This window comes from Streptomyces sp. NPDC053750 (assembly GCF_044544295.1).
Lineage (GTDB): Bacteria > Actinomycetota > Actinomycetes > Streptomycetales > Streptomycetaceae > Streptomyces.
Genome location: NZ_JBITXB010000001.1, coordinates 374,194 through 391,746 on the forward strand (window position 1 = coordinate 374,194; position 17,553 = coordinate 391,746).

A 17,553-nucleotide genomic window follows, 5' to 3' on the forward strand; every position below is an offset into this window, starting at 1 on the left:
CTCACAGGCCCTCCACCGGGCGCCGGCGCAGGCGGTGCAGCCGGTGCTTGAGGAACAGGCGCCAGGCCGTGTCGTTCTGGCCGACGTGGACGCGCGGCAGGGCGTGCCGGCCGGTCAGCGGGCCGGGGTCGATGGCGCAGGCGTAGGCGTACCCCGCGTCCCGTACGGCCTCGACGGCGCGGGCGTCGATGGTGCCGTACGGGTAGCAGAAGCCGTCGACGCGGGTGCCGGTCAGCTCCTCCAGCAGGGCGCGGCTCTCGACGGTCTCGGTCTTGAGTGCGAGGTCGTCGGCCTGGGTGAGGTCGACGTGGGTCAGCCCGTGCGAGCCGATCTCCACGCCCTCGGCGGCCGCCTGCCGGATGCCGTCCGCGGTCAGCAGCGGCTTGCGCGGGCCGAGCGGGTCCCAGGCGTTGTCGCCGCCGAGCCGTCCGGGCAGTACGAAGAGGGTGGCGCCGCACCTCCAGCGGCGCAGCAACGGCAGGGCGCCGGTGAGGAAGTCGGCGTACCCGTCGTCGAAGGTCAGCCCGACCAGGTCCCGCCCCTCGCCCCGGGCGCGGGCGGCGAGCAGGTCGGCGACGGACACGCCGCGCAGCCCGTGCCGGGACAGCCAGGCCAGTTGGCTGCCCAGCCGGGCGGGGGTGACCGTGATGCGGTACGGGTCGTCCGAGCAGTCGCCCACCGAGTGGTACATCGCCACCCACGGCAGGGGGCCCGGGCGGGGGGCGGGGAGTCTGCCGGTCTGTGCGGAATCAACGGGAGCGGCCATGGCGGAGCCTTCGTGTGACGGTGCGTACGGAGCGCAGTGCGGACGGGGAACCGGGCCGCAGGGCCCAGGCGAGCGGGACGAAGACGGCGGTCACGGTCAGCGCCCCGGCCGCGAGGCCCGCCACCGGGGACGAGCACCGGCTCGCGGCGAACGCCCCGGCGACGGTGGCGGCGACCGTGGCGGCCACGGGGCCGCTCAGCTCGGCCAGGACCTGCCGGACGCGGACCGACACGCTGTGCGGGTCGCTGCGCCGGGCCGTGCGCAGTCCGGCGAGCAGGAGGGCGGCCGTGACGGTGATGCCGAGGGCGTTGGCGGCGGCGATCCCCGCCACCCCCCAGGGACGTACGGCCAGGGCGCCGATCAGGGACGTCACGGCGATGCCCGCGGCCATCACCCCGACCGGGTACCAGCTGGGGCGGCCCGCCGAGAAGTACGAGCGGACCAGGGCGCCCACCAGCGTCTGGCCCAGCAGGCCGAGCGCGTACACCCGCATCACGTCGGCCGTCGCCACGGTGTCGCTCGCGGTGAACGCGCCGCGCTGGAAGAGCAGTTCGATCATCTGCGGGGCGCAGGCGAGCACCGCGCACATGCCCAGCAGCACGACGCAGGACGCCAGCACCAGGTCCCGTTCCACCCGGGCGCGGGCGCGTGCGGTGTCCCCGTCGGCGAGGGCCCGCGCGACCACGGGGAAGGTGACGGTGCACACCATCAGCGAGAGGGTCATGGGGATCTGGGCGACCTTCTGCGCGTAGTTCAGGTGCGAGATGGCCCCGGCGGGCAGGGAGGAGGCGAGGAAGCGCTCGACGAGGACCTGCGACTGGCGGCACAGCGCGAACAGGAGCACGGCGGCGACCAGGGCGAGCCGCATCGGCCGCTCCGCGACGTCCGCCCCGGCCGCGGGCCCGCCGGCGGACGGCGTGCGTGACGTCAGCTGCCGCCACAGCGACGGCAGTTGCACCGCCACCATCAGCAGGCCGCCCACCGCGACGCCGACCGCCGCGGAGCGTACGCCCCACCGGCCGCCGAGCAGGAACATCGCGGCGACGATGCCCGTGTTGTAGGCGACGTAGATCGCCGCCGGCGCGAAGAAGCGGCGGTGGGCGCGCAGGGCGGCGCTGCAGTACCCGGCGAGTCCGAAGGCCAGCAGGCTGATCGCGGTGAGCCGGGTGCAGTCGACGGCGAGTCGGGGGTCGGGCAGGCCGGGCGCCAGGACCCGGACCAGGAGGGGAGCGGCGAAGGCGACCAGCGCGGCCACCGCGGCCAGGGCGAGGCACAGCCGGGGCAGGGTGGCGGCGACCAGGGCCCGGACCGGGTCACCGGCGGCGCCCCGGGCGCGGCGGGCCAGCGCCAGGCTGAACGCCGGGATCAGCACCAGGGCCAGCCCGTCCTCGATCAGCAGCGTGGCGGCCAGCTCCGGCACGGTCCACGCGACCAGGAAGGCGTCCGTGTCGCTCCCGGCGCCGAACAGCCGCGCCAGCGACTGGTCGCGGACCAGGCCGAGCAACGAGCCGGCGATGGACAACGACGCCGTGACGAGCGTGGCCCGTGCGAGAAACTTCCGAGAGGGCGCCCCCGACCCCGTGTCCACCTCGGCCGCGGCCCTGCCCTCGGTCCCGGCCCTGCCCTCGGTCCCGGCCCTGGCTTCGGTCCCGGCCCCGGCCCTGGCCTTGGTCTCGGCCCCAGCCGTGTCGGGCCCGTCACCGGTCTCGGCCCCGTCTCCGGTCTCGGCCCCGACACCGGCTTTGACGCCGGTCCCAGTTCCGACTCCGGTCCCAGTCTCGACGCCGGTTCCGTCCCCGGCCCCGGTGTCGACACCGGCCCCGGCCTTGGCCTCGGCTCCGGCCTTGATTCCGGTTCCGACACCGGCCCCGACACTGACACCGGCCCCGGCCCCGGCCCCGACACCGGCTTCGGCCCCGATACCGCCCGGGCCGGACGCCCGCGCCGCGGGCACGGTCGCCGGCCCGTCGGGCACCCGGCCATCGGCCTCGGGGTCGTCGGTCTTCAGGTCGTCCGCCTTTCGGCCGGCCGGCGTCAGGTTGTTGGTCTCCTGGCCGTTGGCCTCCCGGCCGTCCGCAGTCAGGCCGTCCGCAGTCAAGGCGTCCGCAGTCAGGGCGTCTGTCGTCAGCCCGGCCGTCTCCCGGCCGTCGGTCTCCGAGCCGTCCGTCGCCAGCTCGTCCGGCTCCGCCCCGGCCGTCTCCGGCCCCGGGGTCTGTGAGGGCAGCACCGTCATCGCGCCACGGCCTCCTCGACGCGTTCCGGTACGCCGCCCCGCCGCACCGTGTCCCGCCGCTCGACGCCGGCCAGCGCCCACCACGCCGCGAGGCCCAGGCCCACGGCGGTCAGCACGGTCGAGGGGCCGCCGATGTCGCCGTAGACGAAGTCGGTCAGCAGCCAGACCAGCAGCCCGCAGGCGACGAGCCCGCAGTCGAGGCCCGGGCCGAGACGCCGGACGCGCAGCAGCCGGCGCACCGCGCACACCAGCAGCGCCAGCCAGCTTCCGACCAGCGTGACGAGTCCGATGAGGCCCTGCTCGCTCAGCACCAGCAGGTACATGCTGTGCGGCGACAGCAGCGCCTGCCGCTCGAAATCCGCCCCGGCGCCCTCGATGTCGCTGCCCGACGACAGCGCCAGCGTGGCGTGGGTGTCGCGGTGGGCGGGGAAGTTCTTCAGGCCCACGCCGGTCAACGGGTGTTCGCGCCACATGCCGGTGGCCGACGACCACAGGCTGTACCGGTCGATGACGGACTGGTCGGGGGAGTCGGTGACCTGCGTGATGCTGTCGATCCGCTCCTGCAGCTGCGCCGTGCCGACGCCGAGCCCGCCCATCAGGATCACCCCCGCGGCGGCCAGGGCCGCGGCCACCTTCAGCGCGCGCCGCACCCCCGCCAGCGCCAGCTGTACGGCGCACGTCAGGGCGGTCGCGATCCAGGCACCCCGGCTGAAGGAGACCGCGAGCGGCGCCAGCAGCAGAAGGGCGCAGCCCGCCGCGGTCGCCCGATGCCACACCGGTGCCCGGCCCAGCGCGATCCCGACCGCGCACACCAGGCCGAGGGAGACCGCCGACGCCATGCCCATCACGTCGTGGGCGCCGAAGGTGCCGACCGCCCGGATGTCCTCGCCCTGGTAGGAGGCGCCGCTGCGGGTGACGTACTGGTGCACGCCGACGGCTCCCTGCCACAGCGCGAGCCCCACGACCGACCAGGCCAGCACCCGGAAGTCGGCCCGGTGTCGGACCAGCACCAGCACGGCCGCCGGGACGAGCACGAAGACCTGCAGATAACGGCCCATGCCCGCGAGCCCGGCCTCCGGCGAGGACGCCCCCACCGCGGCGAGCGCGATCCCCACCACCGGCAGACCCAGCACCAGCACCGCGGCGGTCGACAGCGGCCGCCGCCGCTCGCGCAGCAGCAGGACCACGCAGTACGCCACCGCCAGCCCGGAGACCACGTCGGCGGGCCCCGCACCGTCCCCCGTCGGCGGCAGGGCCAGCAGCGCCGGGACCGCCACCAGCGGCAGGACCGGCACCAGCGCGGCGGCACGGCGCGGCAGCGGTGCGAGGGCGAGGCTCACGTCGGTCAGCTCCCCGTCGGACGGACCAGCAGGACCGCGGTGCGCAGCAGGATGCAGATGTCCTGCCACAGCGACCAGTCGTCGATGTAGGCGTTGTCGAACCGGCAGCGGTCCTCGATCGACGTGTCGCCGCGCAGTCCGTGGACCTGCGCGAGGCCGGTGATGCCGGTCCGCATGCGGTGGCGGGCCGCGTAACCCGGGTAGGTCTGGCTGAACTGCGAGACGAAGTAGTGGCGTTCGGGCCGCGGTCCGACCAGGCTCATGTCTCCGCGCAGCACGTTCCACAGCTGGAGCAGCTCGTCGAGCGAGGTGCGCCGCAGCATGCGGCAGAACCAGCGCATCTCGCTCTCGTTGGCCACGCTCCACCGGGTCGCCGACTCGTGCTCGTCGACCGGTCGGTGGGTACGGAACTTCAGCAGTGTGAACGGCTTTCCGCCCCGGCCGATGCGCTCCTGCCGGAACACCACGCCCGGCCCGTCACTGATCCGCAGCGCCGCCGCACACACCAGCAGCAGCGGGCTGACCATCAGCAGCAGCGTTCCCGACACGACGATGTCGAGCATCCGCTTGCCCGCGCCGTCGCGCCGCGCCGGGGACAGGTTCAGGCGTCGGCAGGGGAACCCGGCCAGCCGTCCCGCCGCGGCGTACGACGGGGAGTCGGCGTCGACCTCCCAGACCACGCACCCCGACTCGGCCAGCGTGCGCAGCAGCGGCCCCTGTTCGGCGCGTACCGAGGGGTGGACCGCCAGCACGGCCCGCACCCCGTTCTGGATGACGGCCCGTTCGACCTCCTCGCCGGTCCGCAGCACCGGGATCCCCTCGGTGCCGTCCGGCTGCTCGGCGACGATCCCCACCGGGCGCACCCCGCACGACGGATGGCGCAGCACGGCGGCGGCGACGCGCTGCGCGGTGGCGGCCGGGCCGACGACGAGCGCGGCGTGCGGGTGACGCAGCAGCGCGGCGCGCCGCCGCCCGTGCACGGCCGCGCGCAGCACACAGCCTGCCGTCGCCTGCACGGCGAGGCCGGTCAGCACGGTGCCGGCGGACAGCGCGTGCTCCGGCCGGTACGCCGCCCAGAGCGCGGCGGACGACAGCCAGGCGACGGCGATACGGCCGCACACGGCGGGCAGTTCCTCCAGCAGCCCCGGCACCGGTGGCCGGCCGGCGCGCGGGCGCAGCAGCAGTGACGCCGCGATCAGCAGGGCGACGACCAGCGGGTGGCCGTGCGCGCCGGTGAGCACCGACGCGCCCAGCAGCGCGGCGCCCGCGTCCGCGGCGATCAGCGGAAGGGGAGAGGGCGGCCGGGCCGGGCGCCGCGGGGCGGGCAACCGTGAGCCCGTGGCGTTGCCGAGCGGCGGCATGACGGAGACGGAGGAGCCGGAAGAGGTGGGAGAGAGGGATGAGAGGGATGAGAGGGATGAGAATCCGTGGCCCCGTGGCGTTGCGCCGGGGGAGGGCACGGTACGTTCGGCAGTCACGAGTGGATGGACTCCCTGTGCTCGGTGGACTCGACGTGCGGTGGTGTCCGGTGGCCGGCGGGCCGGGTGCCGAGCAGCTCGTGGTAGACGTCCGCGATCTGCGCGGCGGTGCGCCGTACGTCGTGGAGGGACAGCACGTGCCGGCGGCCCCGGTCGCCGAGGGATGCGCGCAGCGGCGGGTCGAGCAGCAGTCCGGTGACGGCCTCGGCCAGCTCCGCCGGGTCCTCGGGCCGGACCAGGCACCGCGCGGTGAGGGAGGACGGCAGGCTCTCACGGGCGCCGTCGACGTCCGTGACCACCACCGGCCGCCCGCAGGCCATCGCCTCCAGCGGGGCCAGCGCCATGCCCTCCCAGCGGGACGGCAGGACGACGAGATCGGCGGCCTGGTACCAGGGCGCGGCGTCGGTGACGGCTCCCGTGAACAGCACGGAGGCGGGGGCGTCCGGACGCAGCCGGTCGAGGTCGGGTCCGTCACCGACCAGGACGAGACGGGCGGCGGGCACCCTGCGCACGACGGCGTCCCACGCCCGCAGCAGGACGTCCTGACCCTTCTGCCGGCACAGCCGTCCCACACAGACCGCGAGCGGCGCCGCCGGGGACACACCGGCGAGCGGTGCGAGCCGCGCCCGTACGGCGTCGGCGGCGGTCGGCCGGTAGTGCTCGGGGTCGATGCCGTTGGGGACGACGGTCCACCGGCCGCTGATCCCGGCGCGCACGCCGGTCACGCGTTCGGCCTCGCTCACGCACACCACCCGCGTGGCCCAGCGGGCCCCCCAGCGCTCCCACCCGAGCGCGAGGGCGGCGGTGCCCCCGCCGACCGCCTCGAACGACCAGGCGTGCGGCTGGAACACGGTCGGGATCCGCCCGCGCACCGCGAGCCGCGCGGCGAGCCCGGCCTTCGCGCTGTGCGCGTGCACCAGATCGGGGCGCTCCTCGTCGACCAGCCGGGCGAGCTGCCGTACCTCCCGCACGAGCGCCGGCCCCGGCGACCGCGTCGCCCGCCAGGACCGCACCTGTGCGCCGAGCGCCCGCAGCCGGGCGGTGAGGGCGCTGTCGGGGCAGACCGCGGTGACGTCCAGGCCGTGCCCGACCTGTTCGCGGACCAGATCCGTCACGACGCGCGCGACCCCGCCGTCCACCGGCTGGGTGACGTGCAGGACCCGCGGCCGGCGGCCGGAGGGGGAGGGGGCCACGGCTTCCTCGCTCGGGTAGGCGCTGGGGACGGGGGGCGCGGCGTTCACCGCCGCGCGTCGACCGCGGCGAAGAGCACACCCGCCCACGCCGCGTCGCGCTCGGAGGTGAGCCGGACGGTCGCGTCGTCACCGGCGTGCGGCAGGCGTCCCGCGAGAGCGAACACGTCGGAGTCGTAGCCGAGCGTGTTCGCGTACGCCGGCACCCGCGTCGGGGCGGAGCCCCCGGGCCCGCCGACGGTGGAGTTCAGGACGTCGTCGGCAGGGTTGGCCGCATCGGTGAACGAGACCGGGCCGCCACCGGCCCCCCCGGTGGTCACGGTGAGCGAGTCGCCGCCGGTGCCGCGGTCGCCGTCGTACGCCACCAGGCCCACACTGCCCCCGGCGGCCGCGGGGTAGCGCAGGCCGCGCAGCCGGAGTTCCGCCGGGCGGGACCGCAGCGGTGCGAAGCCGTCCCAGAGCGCGAGGTGCCGCAGCGGTTCCGCCGGGTTCTCGTACGCCACCACCAGCGTCCAGCCGCCCCAGGCGCCGGCCGCCGACCTGCCCATGGCGACGTTGACCTGCGCCACCGTGTACAGCCCGGGCCCGCTGTCCCGCACCAGCCGCGTCACGTCCGCCGAGGCCTGGAAGGCGTCCGCGCTCTCGGTCACGCGGTGTCCGACGACCGTGTCGGCGAGGAGTTCCTTGTACTCCCCGCCGGGTTCGGCGATCAGCACCCGCCCGTTGTCCGCCGCGGGCTTCTGCTCGCCCACGCGCAGGTTGCCGCCCCAGTACAGGCGTGCGTACGTCACCCGGGAACCGACGGGCAGGCGGACCTCCGCGTGGGAGGAGTTGTAGGTGTTCGGGTCGCGGTCGGCGTCGACGTAGAACATGTCGAAGCCGCCGTTCACCCCGGCGCCGCCCGCCTGTACGCCCGGGCACGAAGGTGCCTCGGCGGTGCGGCAGCTGATGGAGGTGTTGGCCGCGCGGACGATGTCACCGTGCTGGAGCGCGGTGTACCGCTGGGCGAACGGGAGGTCGGCCGCCTCGGGCGCGGGCGGTGCGGCCGGCGCCGCCGCCGGGGAGCCGGCGGGTGCCCACAGGGAGGTGAGGGCGAGGACGCCCACCGTCGCACTGCGTAGCCGCTGACCCAGGGTTTGGCGCATGACCGTCGGTGCCCTTTCGGAGCAGGTGGTGGTGGCGGTGGGCAGCGGTACGAGCACGATGCATCCGCCTGCGGAGGTGCGTCAGGAGTTCGCAACTCTAGCCACCAACGGGCAGAATTCACCGAAAATCGGGACATAAAGCGAAGTGTGTTGGGAATGTGAAGACCCGTTCGAACGGCCGTTCCGCCCGAGATCGCCGGGGTGCAGCCACTGGCACTGCGCCGAACGGGGGCGCGGAGCGCCCGACCTGACACAGCGTCTGAACAGGCAGGTCGAAGCAGGGGGGTGAAAGGCGGGACGGTGCGGGTGGCCCTCCCGGTTGCGGGGCTCCTGGGGCGCACTGACGGTGGGCTCACACTCCGAGATCCATCGAAAGGAACCCCATGCCTGCTCTGCCCGCACGGCGCCTCGCACTCGGTGCGTGCTGTGCCGCCCTCCTGGTCGGCATCACCGGCCCCGCCGCCATGGCGGCCGACCCGGCCCGCGAACGCACTCCCGCGGCATCGTCCGACACGCTGCTGGTGCAGGTCAGGAGCCTCCATGCGGACGAGGGCGAACTCGCCCCGGTCGCCGACCTGCTGGAGGCCGTGCTCGCGGCGGACGGCGGCCGGCTGTCCCCGGCCGAGGCCACGAAACTGGGCGCGGCCGCCAAGGAGGCCCTGCAGAAGGCTGCCGAGAAGGCCCGGAAGGACACGGCCACCCCCGCGGCACCGGCTTCGGCGGCCACGACCACACCGGCGGCACCGAACCCGGACGACGACGACACGCCGCTCACCGACGACGACGCCGACGACGCGACGGACGACACGACCGACGACACGACGGACGATGCCGACGACGCGACCGACGACACCACCGACGACGCGGCCGACGCCGACGCAGATGCCGACGACACGGTCGACGACGAGACCGAGCTTTCGAACGACCTGCTGGACACCGTGAGCGACGCCGTCGACGACCTGATGGAGCTGGTCGGCTCCGACGACGACGCCGCCACCACCACCCAGGCGCCCTCCTCGGTGGACAGCCTGCTGGCCGAGGTGAACGACCTCCTCGCCCTGCTGACCGGCACCGCCGCCGCTCCGCAGGCGTCGACCCAGCCCGCCCCGGCCGACCCGCAGGCTTCGACCCTCCCCGCCCCGGCCGAGGCGGCACCGGCCTCGCAGCTGCCCCTGCTGTCGGGCCTCAAGCTTCCGTTGCTCTCCTCGCTGCTGCCGGGTTCCTGACCCGGGTGACCCGGGTGACCCTGGTGACCCGGCGTTCCTGGCCTTCGTGGATCTCATATGAGGACTCGTCAACCTTCGGCCTCCCGGTTTCCGCTTCGGCCGGGAGGCGTTAGGCACGGCGTAACCATTCCCCTCCGGCGACCTGCTTCGCCGAAGAAAGGAACACGATGAAGTCCCTGAAGGCTGCCGCCGTCATTGCCGGGTCCCTGATCGCCGCCGGCGTCGCCGCCCCCGCGTACGCCGGGGAGACCGAGCTGGCCTCCACCGGCCTCGACACCGGCCTGCGCACCGCGGTCCCCTTCGAGCTGATGCCGCAGCAGCAGTCGTCGCACGTGGGCGGCACCGAGAACGAGAGCTCGCTGCTGCACACGACCAAGGACGCGGTGGCCGTGGTGGACGAGGCCAAGCCGGTCCACGGCGATGTGGGGCTGCGCGCCTGACACCGCGGCACACGAAAGCCGGCCCCCGGGTTCACGGGGGCCGGCTTTCGTGTGCCGCCCGGTGAGTGACGCCGCCCCCCCCCCGGCGTTCACCGTCTCGCCGCGAGGCGGTGACCGCGTACCGGGTTCGTCGGTTACCGCTACCGACAACCGCACGGACGAGGAGTGGACCATGAACATCCACATGGGCGGGGCACCGGCGCGTGCCGAGCACGAGGACGGACACGGGCACGGAGCCGGGGACGGGGCTGGGGCCGCGGACGGCGCGCAGGGCCCGACGCAGCCCGAACCGATGGGCAGAACACGGCGGGACATGGCACGCGGCCTGCGCGCCTGCGCACTCGCCGCCGCCCTGGCTCCGGCGCTCACCGCCATGTGGCCCGAGTGCCCTCAGTCCCTGCCCGGGAGCGCCGCGCGCGACACCGGCTTCGACGTCACCCATCGCGGCCGCCGCATCCGGGGTGTCCGGACCCCCGCCCGGGGCCCGGCCGAGGACGGTCGGTGGCACGTCACCGTCGACGGCCGTCCCCTGCACCTGATGCGTCGCGCCGACGGCACCTGGCTGAGCATGCTCGACCACTACTGCTCGCACCGCACACCGCTCGAGGCCGCCCGAGCCGCCGTCGACGCGCTCGGCCCCGGCCGGCGGCTGCGCGACCCGGCGTCGGCGCCGACGGACACGGGACGGCCGCACGAGCACGCGGGGGGCCTCCATGGCGCACGTGCGTAGGGACGTCGCCACGCTGACCAGGACCGAGCGGCGCCGGTTCGTCAACGCCCTGCTGGAGGTCAAGCGGCGGGGCGAGTACGACGAGTTCGTGCGGATGCACATCGCGTACAACGCCCCCGACGGCGAGCGCGGACTGCGCGCCGCGCACATGGCTCCCTCCTTCCTGCCCTGGCACCGCCGGCTCCTGCTCGACCTGGAGAACGCCCTGCGCCGCGTGGACTCCTCCGTGACCCTGCCGTACTGGGACTGGACCCGCGATCGCACGGCAACCTCCGTGCCCTGGACGGCGGACCTCCTGGGCGGCAACGGACGCAGCTCCGACCGCCAGGTGATGACCGGCCCGTTCGCGCATCGGCAGGGCAACTGGACCATCCGGGTGGGCTTCACCGAAGGCGGCTTCCTCACCCGGGACCTCGGCCGACGTGGCGCCCCGATCGATCTGCCCTTGAAGAGCGACCTCGAGTGGGCACTGAAGGACCCTGCCTACGACGTGGCGCCCTGGGACTCGACGGTCACGAAGGGCTTCCGCAACAAGCTGGAGGGATGGGGCACCGGCCGTGGCAGCGCCTCCTGGCGGAACCACAACAGGGTGCACCGCTGGGTCGGCGGCGACATGCTCGGCGCCGCCGCCGTCAACGACCCCGCCTTCTGGCTGCACCACGCCTTCGTCGACCTGCAGTGGTACCGCTGGCAGCGCCGTCACGCGAGGGCCCGCTACCTCCCCGCGACACCGCCGGGTTCCGGTGACGCGCAGCACGGCCGCGTCGTGGCACGGCACGAGCGGCTGCCGCCGTGGGATGTGACGCCGAGTGAGCTGGAGGACGTGGGGCGGATCTACCGGTACGCGTAAGCGGGCGGGGGTTCAGGGCCGGTCGACGGGGCGCGCAGACCCGCCTCAACAGGGATTTCTAAAGAAATTTGCGCGTATGGGTGTTTCGAGTACACATGAGCCGCAACGACGACCTATAGTCGTGACTGTCGGTGAACAGCTCATAACGGGCTGTATCGACGTAACCGAAACGGAGAGGTAATGCGCAAGATCCAGAAGGCTGCGGTCGTCGCGGCCATGCTCGGCAGTGTTGGTTTCCTCGGCGCCGGCGTCGGCCACGCCGGTGAGGGCCCGTCCGTGAAGCTGGACAACGAGCAGAGCACGTCGTGTGAGTCGAACGAGTCGAGCACCGGCTTCGGTGGCCTGGTGAACGTCAGCGACGTCCTCAACGACAACGCCATCGCCGTCCTCGGCCAGGCGAGCGCGTCGCACGACACCGCTCAGGAGTGCAACGCCGTGTTCGGTCTCGGCGGCTGACGGTCTCTGACCAGCTGATCCAGGCAGGCCCGGGACGGGAGCCCAGGTGCTCAAGTCCCGGGCCTGTTCGGCTTTCATGCCGATTCAGGCGTTGGGAACGCCCCTCCGTTCAGTCGTGGAGGGGCGCCCGTTAAGGAAAAGAGCAGATGTTCATTTCGAAGAAGATCGCAGCGACGGTGGGAGCCCTCGGGGGCATCGCGCTCGCTGGTATGGGTGCCGGCCAGGCCTTCGCCGAGAACGAGCCCGCCAAGTGCGTTGAGGCAAGCAACGGCAATGTTCGCTGCGTTCAGGAGAGCGAGTACGTGCTCACCGACAAGGACGGCAAGTACCAGATCGTCAACAGGCAGTCGGTGACCTGCTCGGGCTCGGGCGAGATGAGCTGCAGCGCCAGTGGTGGCGTGCCCAAGCAGCAGTCCTGACGTCCGACGAGGCAGCCGCGACGCCCTCTGCGCGGCGGCGGCGCCCGTCGTGGAGCCTCTCGTACAGCCGAGAATGGCCGGGAACCGATACTGGGTCCCGGCCATTCTTTGCGTGCTCCACGTGCGTTCTGCGTGAGTTCTGCCTGTTTCTGTGGCGACTCGACGGCTCATCAACCTCGTGCTGTGCTCGACCGCCTTTGCTTGCGGACCCGCCCGGCCTCCGGGTTCGACAGGCATGGCCGCACCGCTCCGCCGGCGACCTCGTCGATCTCGCCGCGTTCGAGCGCCCGCGACAGCCGCGGCACGGCATCGGTGTAGATCTCCGCATGGCGCTTGGCCGCGCCGCAGAAGACGATGCGACGGACGAACTCGGGATGCCGCTGCGCGAAGCGCAGAGTGACGACCTCCGGTCCATCGTTACACAGGGGGCGCACTTTCCCGGCGTAATTACTCAATTGTGGGCGATCCCGATGGATTAACCGGCCGGGGCCGACCGGACCGGCCCGACCGGCCCGACCGGCCCGACCGGCCGGGTCGGCGGTGACACCCCAGCGCTGGGGGACTTGTTGAGCTGACATGGCATCGATGAGACACGCCAAACCGGTGGAAACCGGTTGCAAGCGGTGCAGACCGTTCGGAGCCCGGCGGGACGCGGGTGTTCCGCGCTTCCCACGTGTGGGCGCCCCCGGCAGGACTCGAACCTGCGGCCAAGCGCTTAGAAGGCGCCTGCTCTATCCACTGAGCTACGGGGGCCTGGTGTGGTGGCCTCGGTCGTGGTGGCCGGGCATGGGCCGATCCGTGACGTCGCCGGGGACAAGGATAGGGCTCCCGACTCCTTGCCCGAGATGCTTCGCCTCCGTGGCTCGATGTGGAGGTTCGGTGAAGCGGTCCCGATAATCGCAGGCAGGTGCGAATCGTGCATCGCTTTTGACGTCTCGAGTGCCGGGTGTTGTGCACTCGTTATGCCTGGACTGTGCACGCGTCCCACAAGTCCCTTCCGCCCCTTGTGTCTGGTCGGCACGCAGACATGCTCATATGCTTCAGAATTCCCCTAAAATTGGGCATTCTTCGCATGTGGTGACATTGGACGTACGGCCTCAGCTGCTCGACGCACTCTCCGCCCTGCGCGACCGGGTCGCGGCCGCACGCTTCCCGCTGCCCCTGGCGGGGGCCCCACGCGCGCGTGCCAACCGCGACGAACTGCTCGCACAGCTCGACGACTACCTGGTGCCCCGGCTGAGAGAGCCCGAAGCGCCCTTGCTGGCCGTTGTGGGCGGATCCACCGGCGCCGGGAAGTCCACCCTGGTGAACTCCCTGGTGGGACGGCGGGTCAGCGAGGCGGGGGTGCTGCGGCCCACCACGCGGACACCGGTGCTGGTGTGCCATCCGGAAGACCACCACTGGTTCAGCGGCATGCGGGTGCTGCCCGACCTCACGCGTGTGTGGATGCCCCACCGGGAACCGGACGACGACCTGTTCGCGCCGGGCGAGAACCCCACGCGCGTGCTGCGGGTCGAGACCGCCGACACCCTGCCGCCCGGCATCGCCCTCCTCGACGCGCCCGACGTCGACTCCCTCGTCGCCGACAACCGTGTCCTGGCCGCCGAACTGATCTGCGCCGCCGACATCTGGGTCATGGTCACCACGGCCGCCCGGTACGCCGACGCCGTCCCCTGGCACCTGCTGCGCACCGCCAAGGAGTACGACGCCACCCTGGTCACCGTCCTCGACCGGGTACCCCACCAGGTGGTGGCCGAGGTGTCACGGCAGTACGCGGCGCTGCTCACCAAGGCCGGGCTCGGCGACGTCCCCCGCTTCACCGTCCCGGAGCTGCCCGAGTCGGCCTGGGGCGGTGGCCTGCTGCCGGCCAGCGCCGTCGCGCCGCTGCGGTCCTGGCTCGTCCACCGGGCGCAGGACCTCGACGCCCGTCACCACGCGATGGCCCGTACGGCGTACGGCCTCCTGAACTCGCTCAAGTCCCGGATGCCCGAGCTGGCCGGTGCCACGGCCGCACAGTACGCCGCCGCGCTGCGGCTCAGCGCCGCCGTCGACAGCGCCTACGACGGCGAGCACGCGCGCGTGCGGGGACGGTTGCAGGCGGGGGCCGTGCTCGCCGGGGACGCGCTGAAGCGGTGGCGGGCCTTTCCGCTCGACTGCTCCCCCGGGGAACTCCTCGACTCGCTGGTGGAGAGCCTGGGCGCCCTGCTGCTGTGCGCCGTCACCGCCGCCGACGAACGCGTCGGCGAGGCCTGGCGGAGCGAACCGGCGGCCGGCGCCCCGGAACTCGCGGGCCCGGATCCCGTACCGGAGAGTGCCGAGCACCGCATCGGGGTGGCCGTACGGCGATGGCGGCGGGAGATGGAGGAGTACGCCGAGGAAGAGGTGCGCCTGCTCGACCGGAGCACGGCACCGGACCCGGAGGTCGTGGCCGCCCTGGTCGCCACCGTGCTGCTCGGCGGGCGGCGGGCGCGCGGCGCGGGGGAGCGGCTCGCCGAACGGATCGGTGCCCATGGTGCCGTGCGGCTGCGCGACCGGGGCGGGCGGCTGCTCACCGAACACGTGGACCGGGTCATGGACGTCGAGCGTGATCGCCGGCTGGCGCCGCTCGACAGGCTGGAGATCAATCCCGAGCCGCAGGCCGAACTCATCGCCGCGCTGTCCGTACTGCAGAAGGAGAGGTGACCGGTGACTGCCGTCACTGACCAGGACCCCACCGAGCACACGACCGGGGAGGTGGACCAGGCGGCCGAGGCCGGTCGAGCCGGTCGGGCAGGCGAGGCGAGCGAGGCGGGCCGGGCGGGCCGGGCAGTCCCCGGGGAAGGCCGGGGCGGGGAACGGCCCGCCGGGGAGGCTGCCGGGCGAGGGGGCGCCGCGCGAGAGGGCGCCGCCGCCGTGGGCGCCGGGCAGGAGGTAGGACGCGCGCAGGGGCGCCCGAGCGAGCCCGAGCGCGGGCCCCACGCGCGCGTGGACGACGCCGGAACGCGCCGCCGTCCGGATCCGGACCCCGGCCCGGGTCCCGGCCCGGGTCCTGATCCGGGCCAGGGCCAGCGCCAGGACCAGGGACAGGGCCCGGATCGGCCGCGGGGCCGGAACAAGGACCGGGGCCGTGAGGACGAGCACCTGGGGCGTATGGAGCGAGCGGCGGGCCGGGAGCGCACCACTGGTCGGGAGAGTGTGGGAGACCCGGAGCGGGAGAGTGGCCCGGGACGCGCTGGTGGTCTGGAGCGTGGTGCGGGTTCCGCGCGTACGGCGGGTTCCGCGCGTACGCCGGGCTCCGCGCGTACGGCGGGCTCCGCGCGTACGACGGATTCTGAGCGCGCGACGGGTTCCGAGCGTGCTGCGGGGCCTGAGCGTGGTGCGGGTTCTGAGCGTGCTGTGGTTTCTGAGCGTGGTGCGGGTTCCGTGCGTACGACGGATTCCGCGCGTGCGGCCGAATCCCGGCGTGCGGCGGAGGGATCGTCCGGCGTCGGGGACGGGGAGGATGCCTGGGGCGACGGGCTGATCGCGCGGCGGGTGGACGAGACGGCCGGGCCGGAGCAGCGCGCGGTCCTGACGAGCCGCCCCGCCGGTTCCTCGTCCCTGATGCCGCTGGCGTACGACGGCCAGCTCAGGTCGCGGCTCGACGCGCTGCGCGAGCTGGTGGGGCTCTCCCGCGCCCGGCTCGACAACGGGACCCTGGCCGAGGCCGGCCGCGTCCTCGACGAGGCCGCCGCGCGGCGCAGGCTCTCCGGTCAGCACACCGTGGTGGCCATCGCGGGCGCGACCGGCAGCGGCAAGTCGCAGCTGTTCAACACGCTCGCCGGGGTGCCGATCTCCGAGACGGGCGTCCGCCGGCCGACCACCGCGGCGCCCATCGCGTGCAGTTGGAGCGACGGCGCGGCCAGCCTCCTGGACCGGCTCGGCATCCCCGGCCGACTGCGCCGTCGGCCCGTCCAGCACCCGGACTCCGAGGCGCCGCTGCGCGGGCTGGTCCTGATCGACCTGCCCGACCACGACTCGGCGGCAGTGCAGCACCGTGAGCAGGTGGACCGCATCCTGCGGCTGGTCGACGCCGTCATCTGGGTCGTCGACCCGGAGAAGTACGCCGACGCCGTGCTCCACGAGCGCTATCTGCGGCCGATGGCCGGCCACGCGGAGGTCACCTTCGTCGTCCTCAACCAGATCGACCGGCTCCCCGGGGAAGCCGCCGAACAGGTCCTCGACGACCTGCGGCGCCTGCTCGACGAGGACGGCGTCGCGCTCGGGGAGTACGGCGAACCCGGCGCGACCGTGCTCGCCCTGTCCGCGCTGACCGGCGAGGGCATCGGCGAACTGCGCGAGACGCTCGGCCAGTTCGTCGCCGCACGGCAGGCTCCGGCGCGCCGTATCGCGGCCGACGTGGACGCCGCCGGCTGGCGCCTGCGTCCCGTGTACGTCACGGGACGGCGGACCGGGCTCAGTGAGGAGGCACGGGAGGAGTTCGCGGACCGGCTCGCGGACGCGGTGGGCGCCACCGCGGCGGGCGAGGCGGCCGAACGAGCCTGGCTGCGCAATGCCAACCGCGCGTGCGGCACGCCCTGGCTGCGGCTGTGGCACTGGTACCACGACTGGCGCGAGCCCCCCACGGGACGGCTCGCGCTGCGCGCCCAGGAGGACGAGGAGGCCACGGCCCGTCAGGCCGTCGAACAGGCGGTGCGTACGGTGGCCGACCGGGCGTCGGCCGGACTGCCGGTGCCGTGGGCACAGGCGATGCGCGAGGCGGCCGTCCGCGGTGCCCAGGGGCTGCCCGAGGCCCTCGACGAGCTGGCGGTGCGCACGGGACTGCCGCCGGGGCGTCCGCCGAGGCCGGGATGGTGGCCGGTGGCCGTGCTCGCCCAGGCGTCCATGACCCTGCTGCAGGTGGTGGGCGGCCTGTGGCTGCTGGGCCAGATCATCGGCTTCATGGCGCCGAACCTGGGCGTGCCGGTGCTGCTGATGGTGGCCGGCATCATCGGCGGCCCCCTCATCGAGTGGGGTTGCCGCATGGCGGCACGAGGACCGGCGCGGCGCTACGGCCACGAGGCGGAACGCCGGTTGCGGGAGGCGGCCGCGGGGTGCGGCCGGGCCCGGGTGCTGGATCCCCTGGCGGCTGAGCTGCTGCGGTACCGGGAGGTTCGGGAGCAGTACGGGAGGGTCATGGGGGTGGGGGCGACGACGAGGTAGGGGGGCGGTGGTCGCCCCGGGCCGGGGACGCGGTGGTCACCCGGGCGCCCACTCGCCCGGGTGGCGGAGTTGTCCACAGACGGGGAGACGGTCCACAGC

General features: G+C 73.9%; 15 protein-coding genes and 1 tRNA gene. 8 read left to right on the plus strand and 8 right to left on the minus strand.

From position 1 onward, the window contains the following. Window position 1: 1 nt before the first annotated feature. From ACIGO6_RS01640 to ACIGO6_RS01665, 6 genes are all read right to left on the minus strand, one after another. Window positions 2-766 (minus strand): polysaccharide deacetylase family protein, encoded by a 765-nt coding sequence (locus ACIGO6_RS01640; RefSeq protein ID WP_399869903.1) that lies wholly within the window; start codon window positions 764-766, stop codon window positions 2-4. After that, window positions 750-2,687, minus strand: coding sequence for a lipid II flippase MurJ (locus tag ACIGO6_RS01645; RefSeq protein ID WP_399871555.1), 1,938 nt, complete (start codon window positions 2,685-2,687; stop codon window positions 750-752). The genes ACIGO6_RS01640 and ACIGO6_RS01645 overlap by 17 nt, the downstream gene beginning before the upstream one ends. Before the next feature lie 308 nt (window positions 2,688-2,995). Then, a complete protein-coding gene (locus tag ACIGO6_RS01650) occupies window positions 2,996-4,339 on the minus strand; it encodes an O-antigen ligase family protein (RefSeq protein WP_399869905.1) in 1,344 nt (447 codons plus the stop codon). A gap of 5 nt (window positions 4,340-4,344) precedes the next feature. Beyond that, entirely contained in the window at window positions 4,345-5,817 is a 1,473-nt protein-coding gene (locus ACIGO6_RS01655; RefSeq protein ID WP_399869907.1) for an exopolysaccharide biosynthesis polyprenyl glycosylphosphotransferase, read from the minus strand. Then, entirely contained in the window at window positions 5,814-7,010 is a 1,197-nt protein-coding gene (locus ACIGO6_RS01660; protein WP_399869909.1) for a glycosyltransferase, read from the minus strand. Before ACIGO6_RS01660 ends, ACIGO6_RS01655 begins: the two co-directional genes overlap by 4 nt. Before the next feature lie 44 nt (window positions 7,011-7,054). After that, window positions 7,055-8,152: a DUF3344 domain-containing protein gene (locus ACIGO6_RS01665; protein WP_399869911.1), complete on the minus strand. Its 1,098-nt coding sequence runs from the start codon at window positions 8,150-8,152 to the stop codon at window positions 7,055-7,057. Between the two features lie 383 nt (window positions 8,153-8,535). Here ACIGO6_RS01665 and ACIGO6_RS01670 point away from each other — a divergent pair, with 383 nt between their 5' ends. From ACIGO6_RS01670 to ACIGO6_RS01695, 6 genes are all read left to right on the plus strand, one after another. Beyond that, the gene (locus ACIGO6_RS01670) at window positions 8,536-9,378 is read left to right on the plus strand and encodes a hypothetical protein (RefSeq protein WP_399869913.1); all 843 of its coding nucleotides are present in this window, start codon (window positions 8,536-8,538) and stop codon (window positions 9,376-9,378) included. A 167-nt stretch (window positions 9,379-9,545) separates the two neighbouring features. Further along, the gene (locus ACIGO6_RS01675; protein ID WP_399869915.1) at window positions 9,546-9,818 is read left to right on the plus strand and encodes a hypothetical protein; all 273 of its coding nucleotides are present in this window, start codon (window positions 9,546-9,548) and stop codon (window positions 9,816-9,818) included. 172 nt (window positions 9,819-9,990) lie between these two features. After that, a complete protein-coding gene (locus ACIGO6_RS01680) occupies window positions 9,991-10,548 on the plus strand; it encodes a tyrosinase family oxidase copper chaperone (RefSeq protein WP_399869917.1) in 558 nt (185 codons plus the stop codon). Next, window positions 10,532-11,398, plus strand: coding sequence for a tyrosinase family protein (locus ACIGO6_RS01685; RefSeq protein ID WP_399869919.1), 867 nt, complete (start codon window positions 10,532-10,534; stop codon window positions 11,396-11,398). The genes ACIGO6_RS01680 and ACIGO6_RS01685 overlap by 17 nt, the downstream gene beginning before the upstream one ends. Before the next feature lie 180 nt (window positions 11,399-11,578). Beyond that, window positions 11,579-11,854: a hypothetical protein gene (locus tag ACIGO6_RS01690; protein WP_399869921.1), complete on the plus strand. Its 276-nt coding sequence runs from the start codon at window positions 11,579-11,581 to the stop codon at window positions 11,852-11,854. A gap of 146 nt (window positions 11,855-12,000) precedes the next feature. Beyond that, on the plus strand, window positions 12,001-12,273 hold the full coding sequence (locus ACIGO6_RS01695; RefSeq protein ID WP_399869923.1) for a hypothetical protein: 273 nt from the start codon (window positions 12,001-12,003) through the stop codon (window positions 12,271-12,273). A 170-nt stretch (window positions 12,274-12,443) separates the two neighbouring features. Here the strand turns inward: ACIGO6_RS01695 and ACIGO6_RS01700 are convergent, their stop codons facing one another. Next, on the minus strand, window positions 12,444-12,707 hold the full coding sequence (locus ACIGO6_RS01700; protein WP_399869925.1) for a hypothetical protein: 264 nt from the start codon (window positions 12,705-12,707) through the stop codon (window positions 12,444-12,446). Between the two features lie 246 nt (window positions 12,708-12,953). Continuing rightward, window positions 12,954-13,026: transfer RNA gene (locus ACIGO6_RS01705), tRNA-Arg, on the minus strand. A 321-nt stretch (window positions 13,027-13,347) separates the two neighbouring features. On the opposite strand from ACIGO6_RS01705, the gene ACIGO6_RS01710 reads away from it, so the two are divergent. After that, window positions 13,348-14,955, plus strand: coding sequence for a dynamin family protein (locus ACIGO6_RS01710; protein WP_399869927.1), 1,608 nt, complete (start codon window positions 13,348-13,350; stop codon window positions 14,953-14,955). A 447-nt stretch (window positions 14,956-15,402) separates the two neighbouring features. Next, entirely contained in the window at window positions 15,403-17,454 is a 2,052-nt protein-coding gene (locus ACIGO6_RS01715) for a GTPase (protein ID WP_399871558.1), read from the plus strand. The last annotated feature ends 99 nt before the right edge of the window (window positions 17,455-17,553 follow it).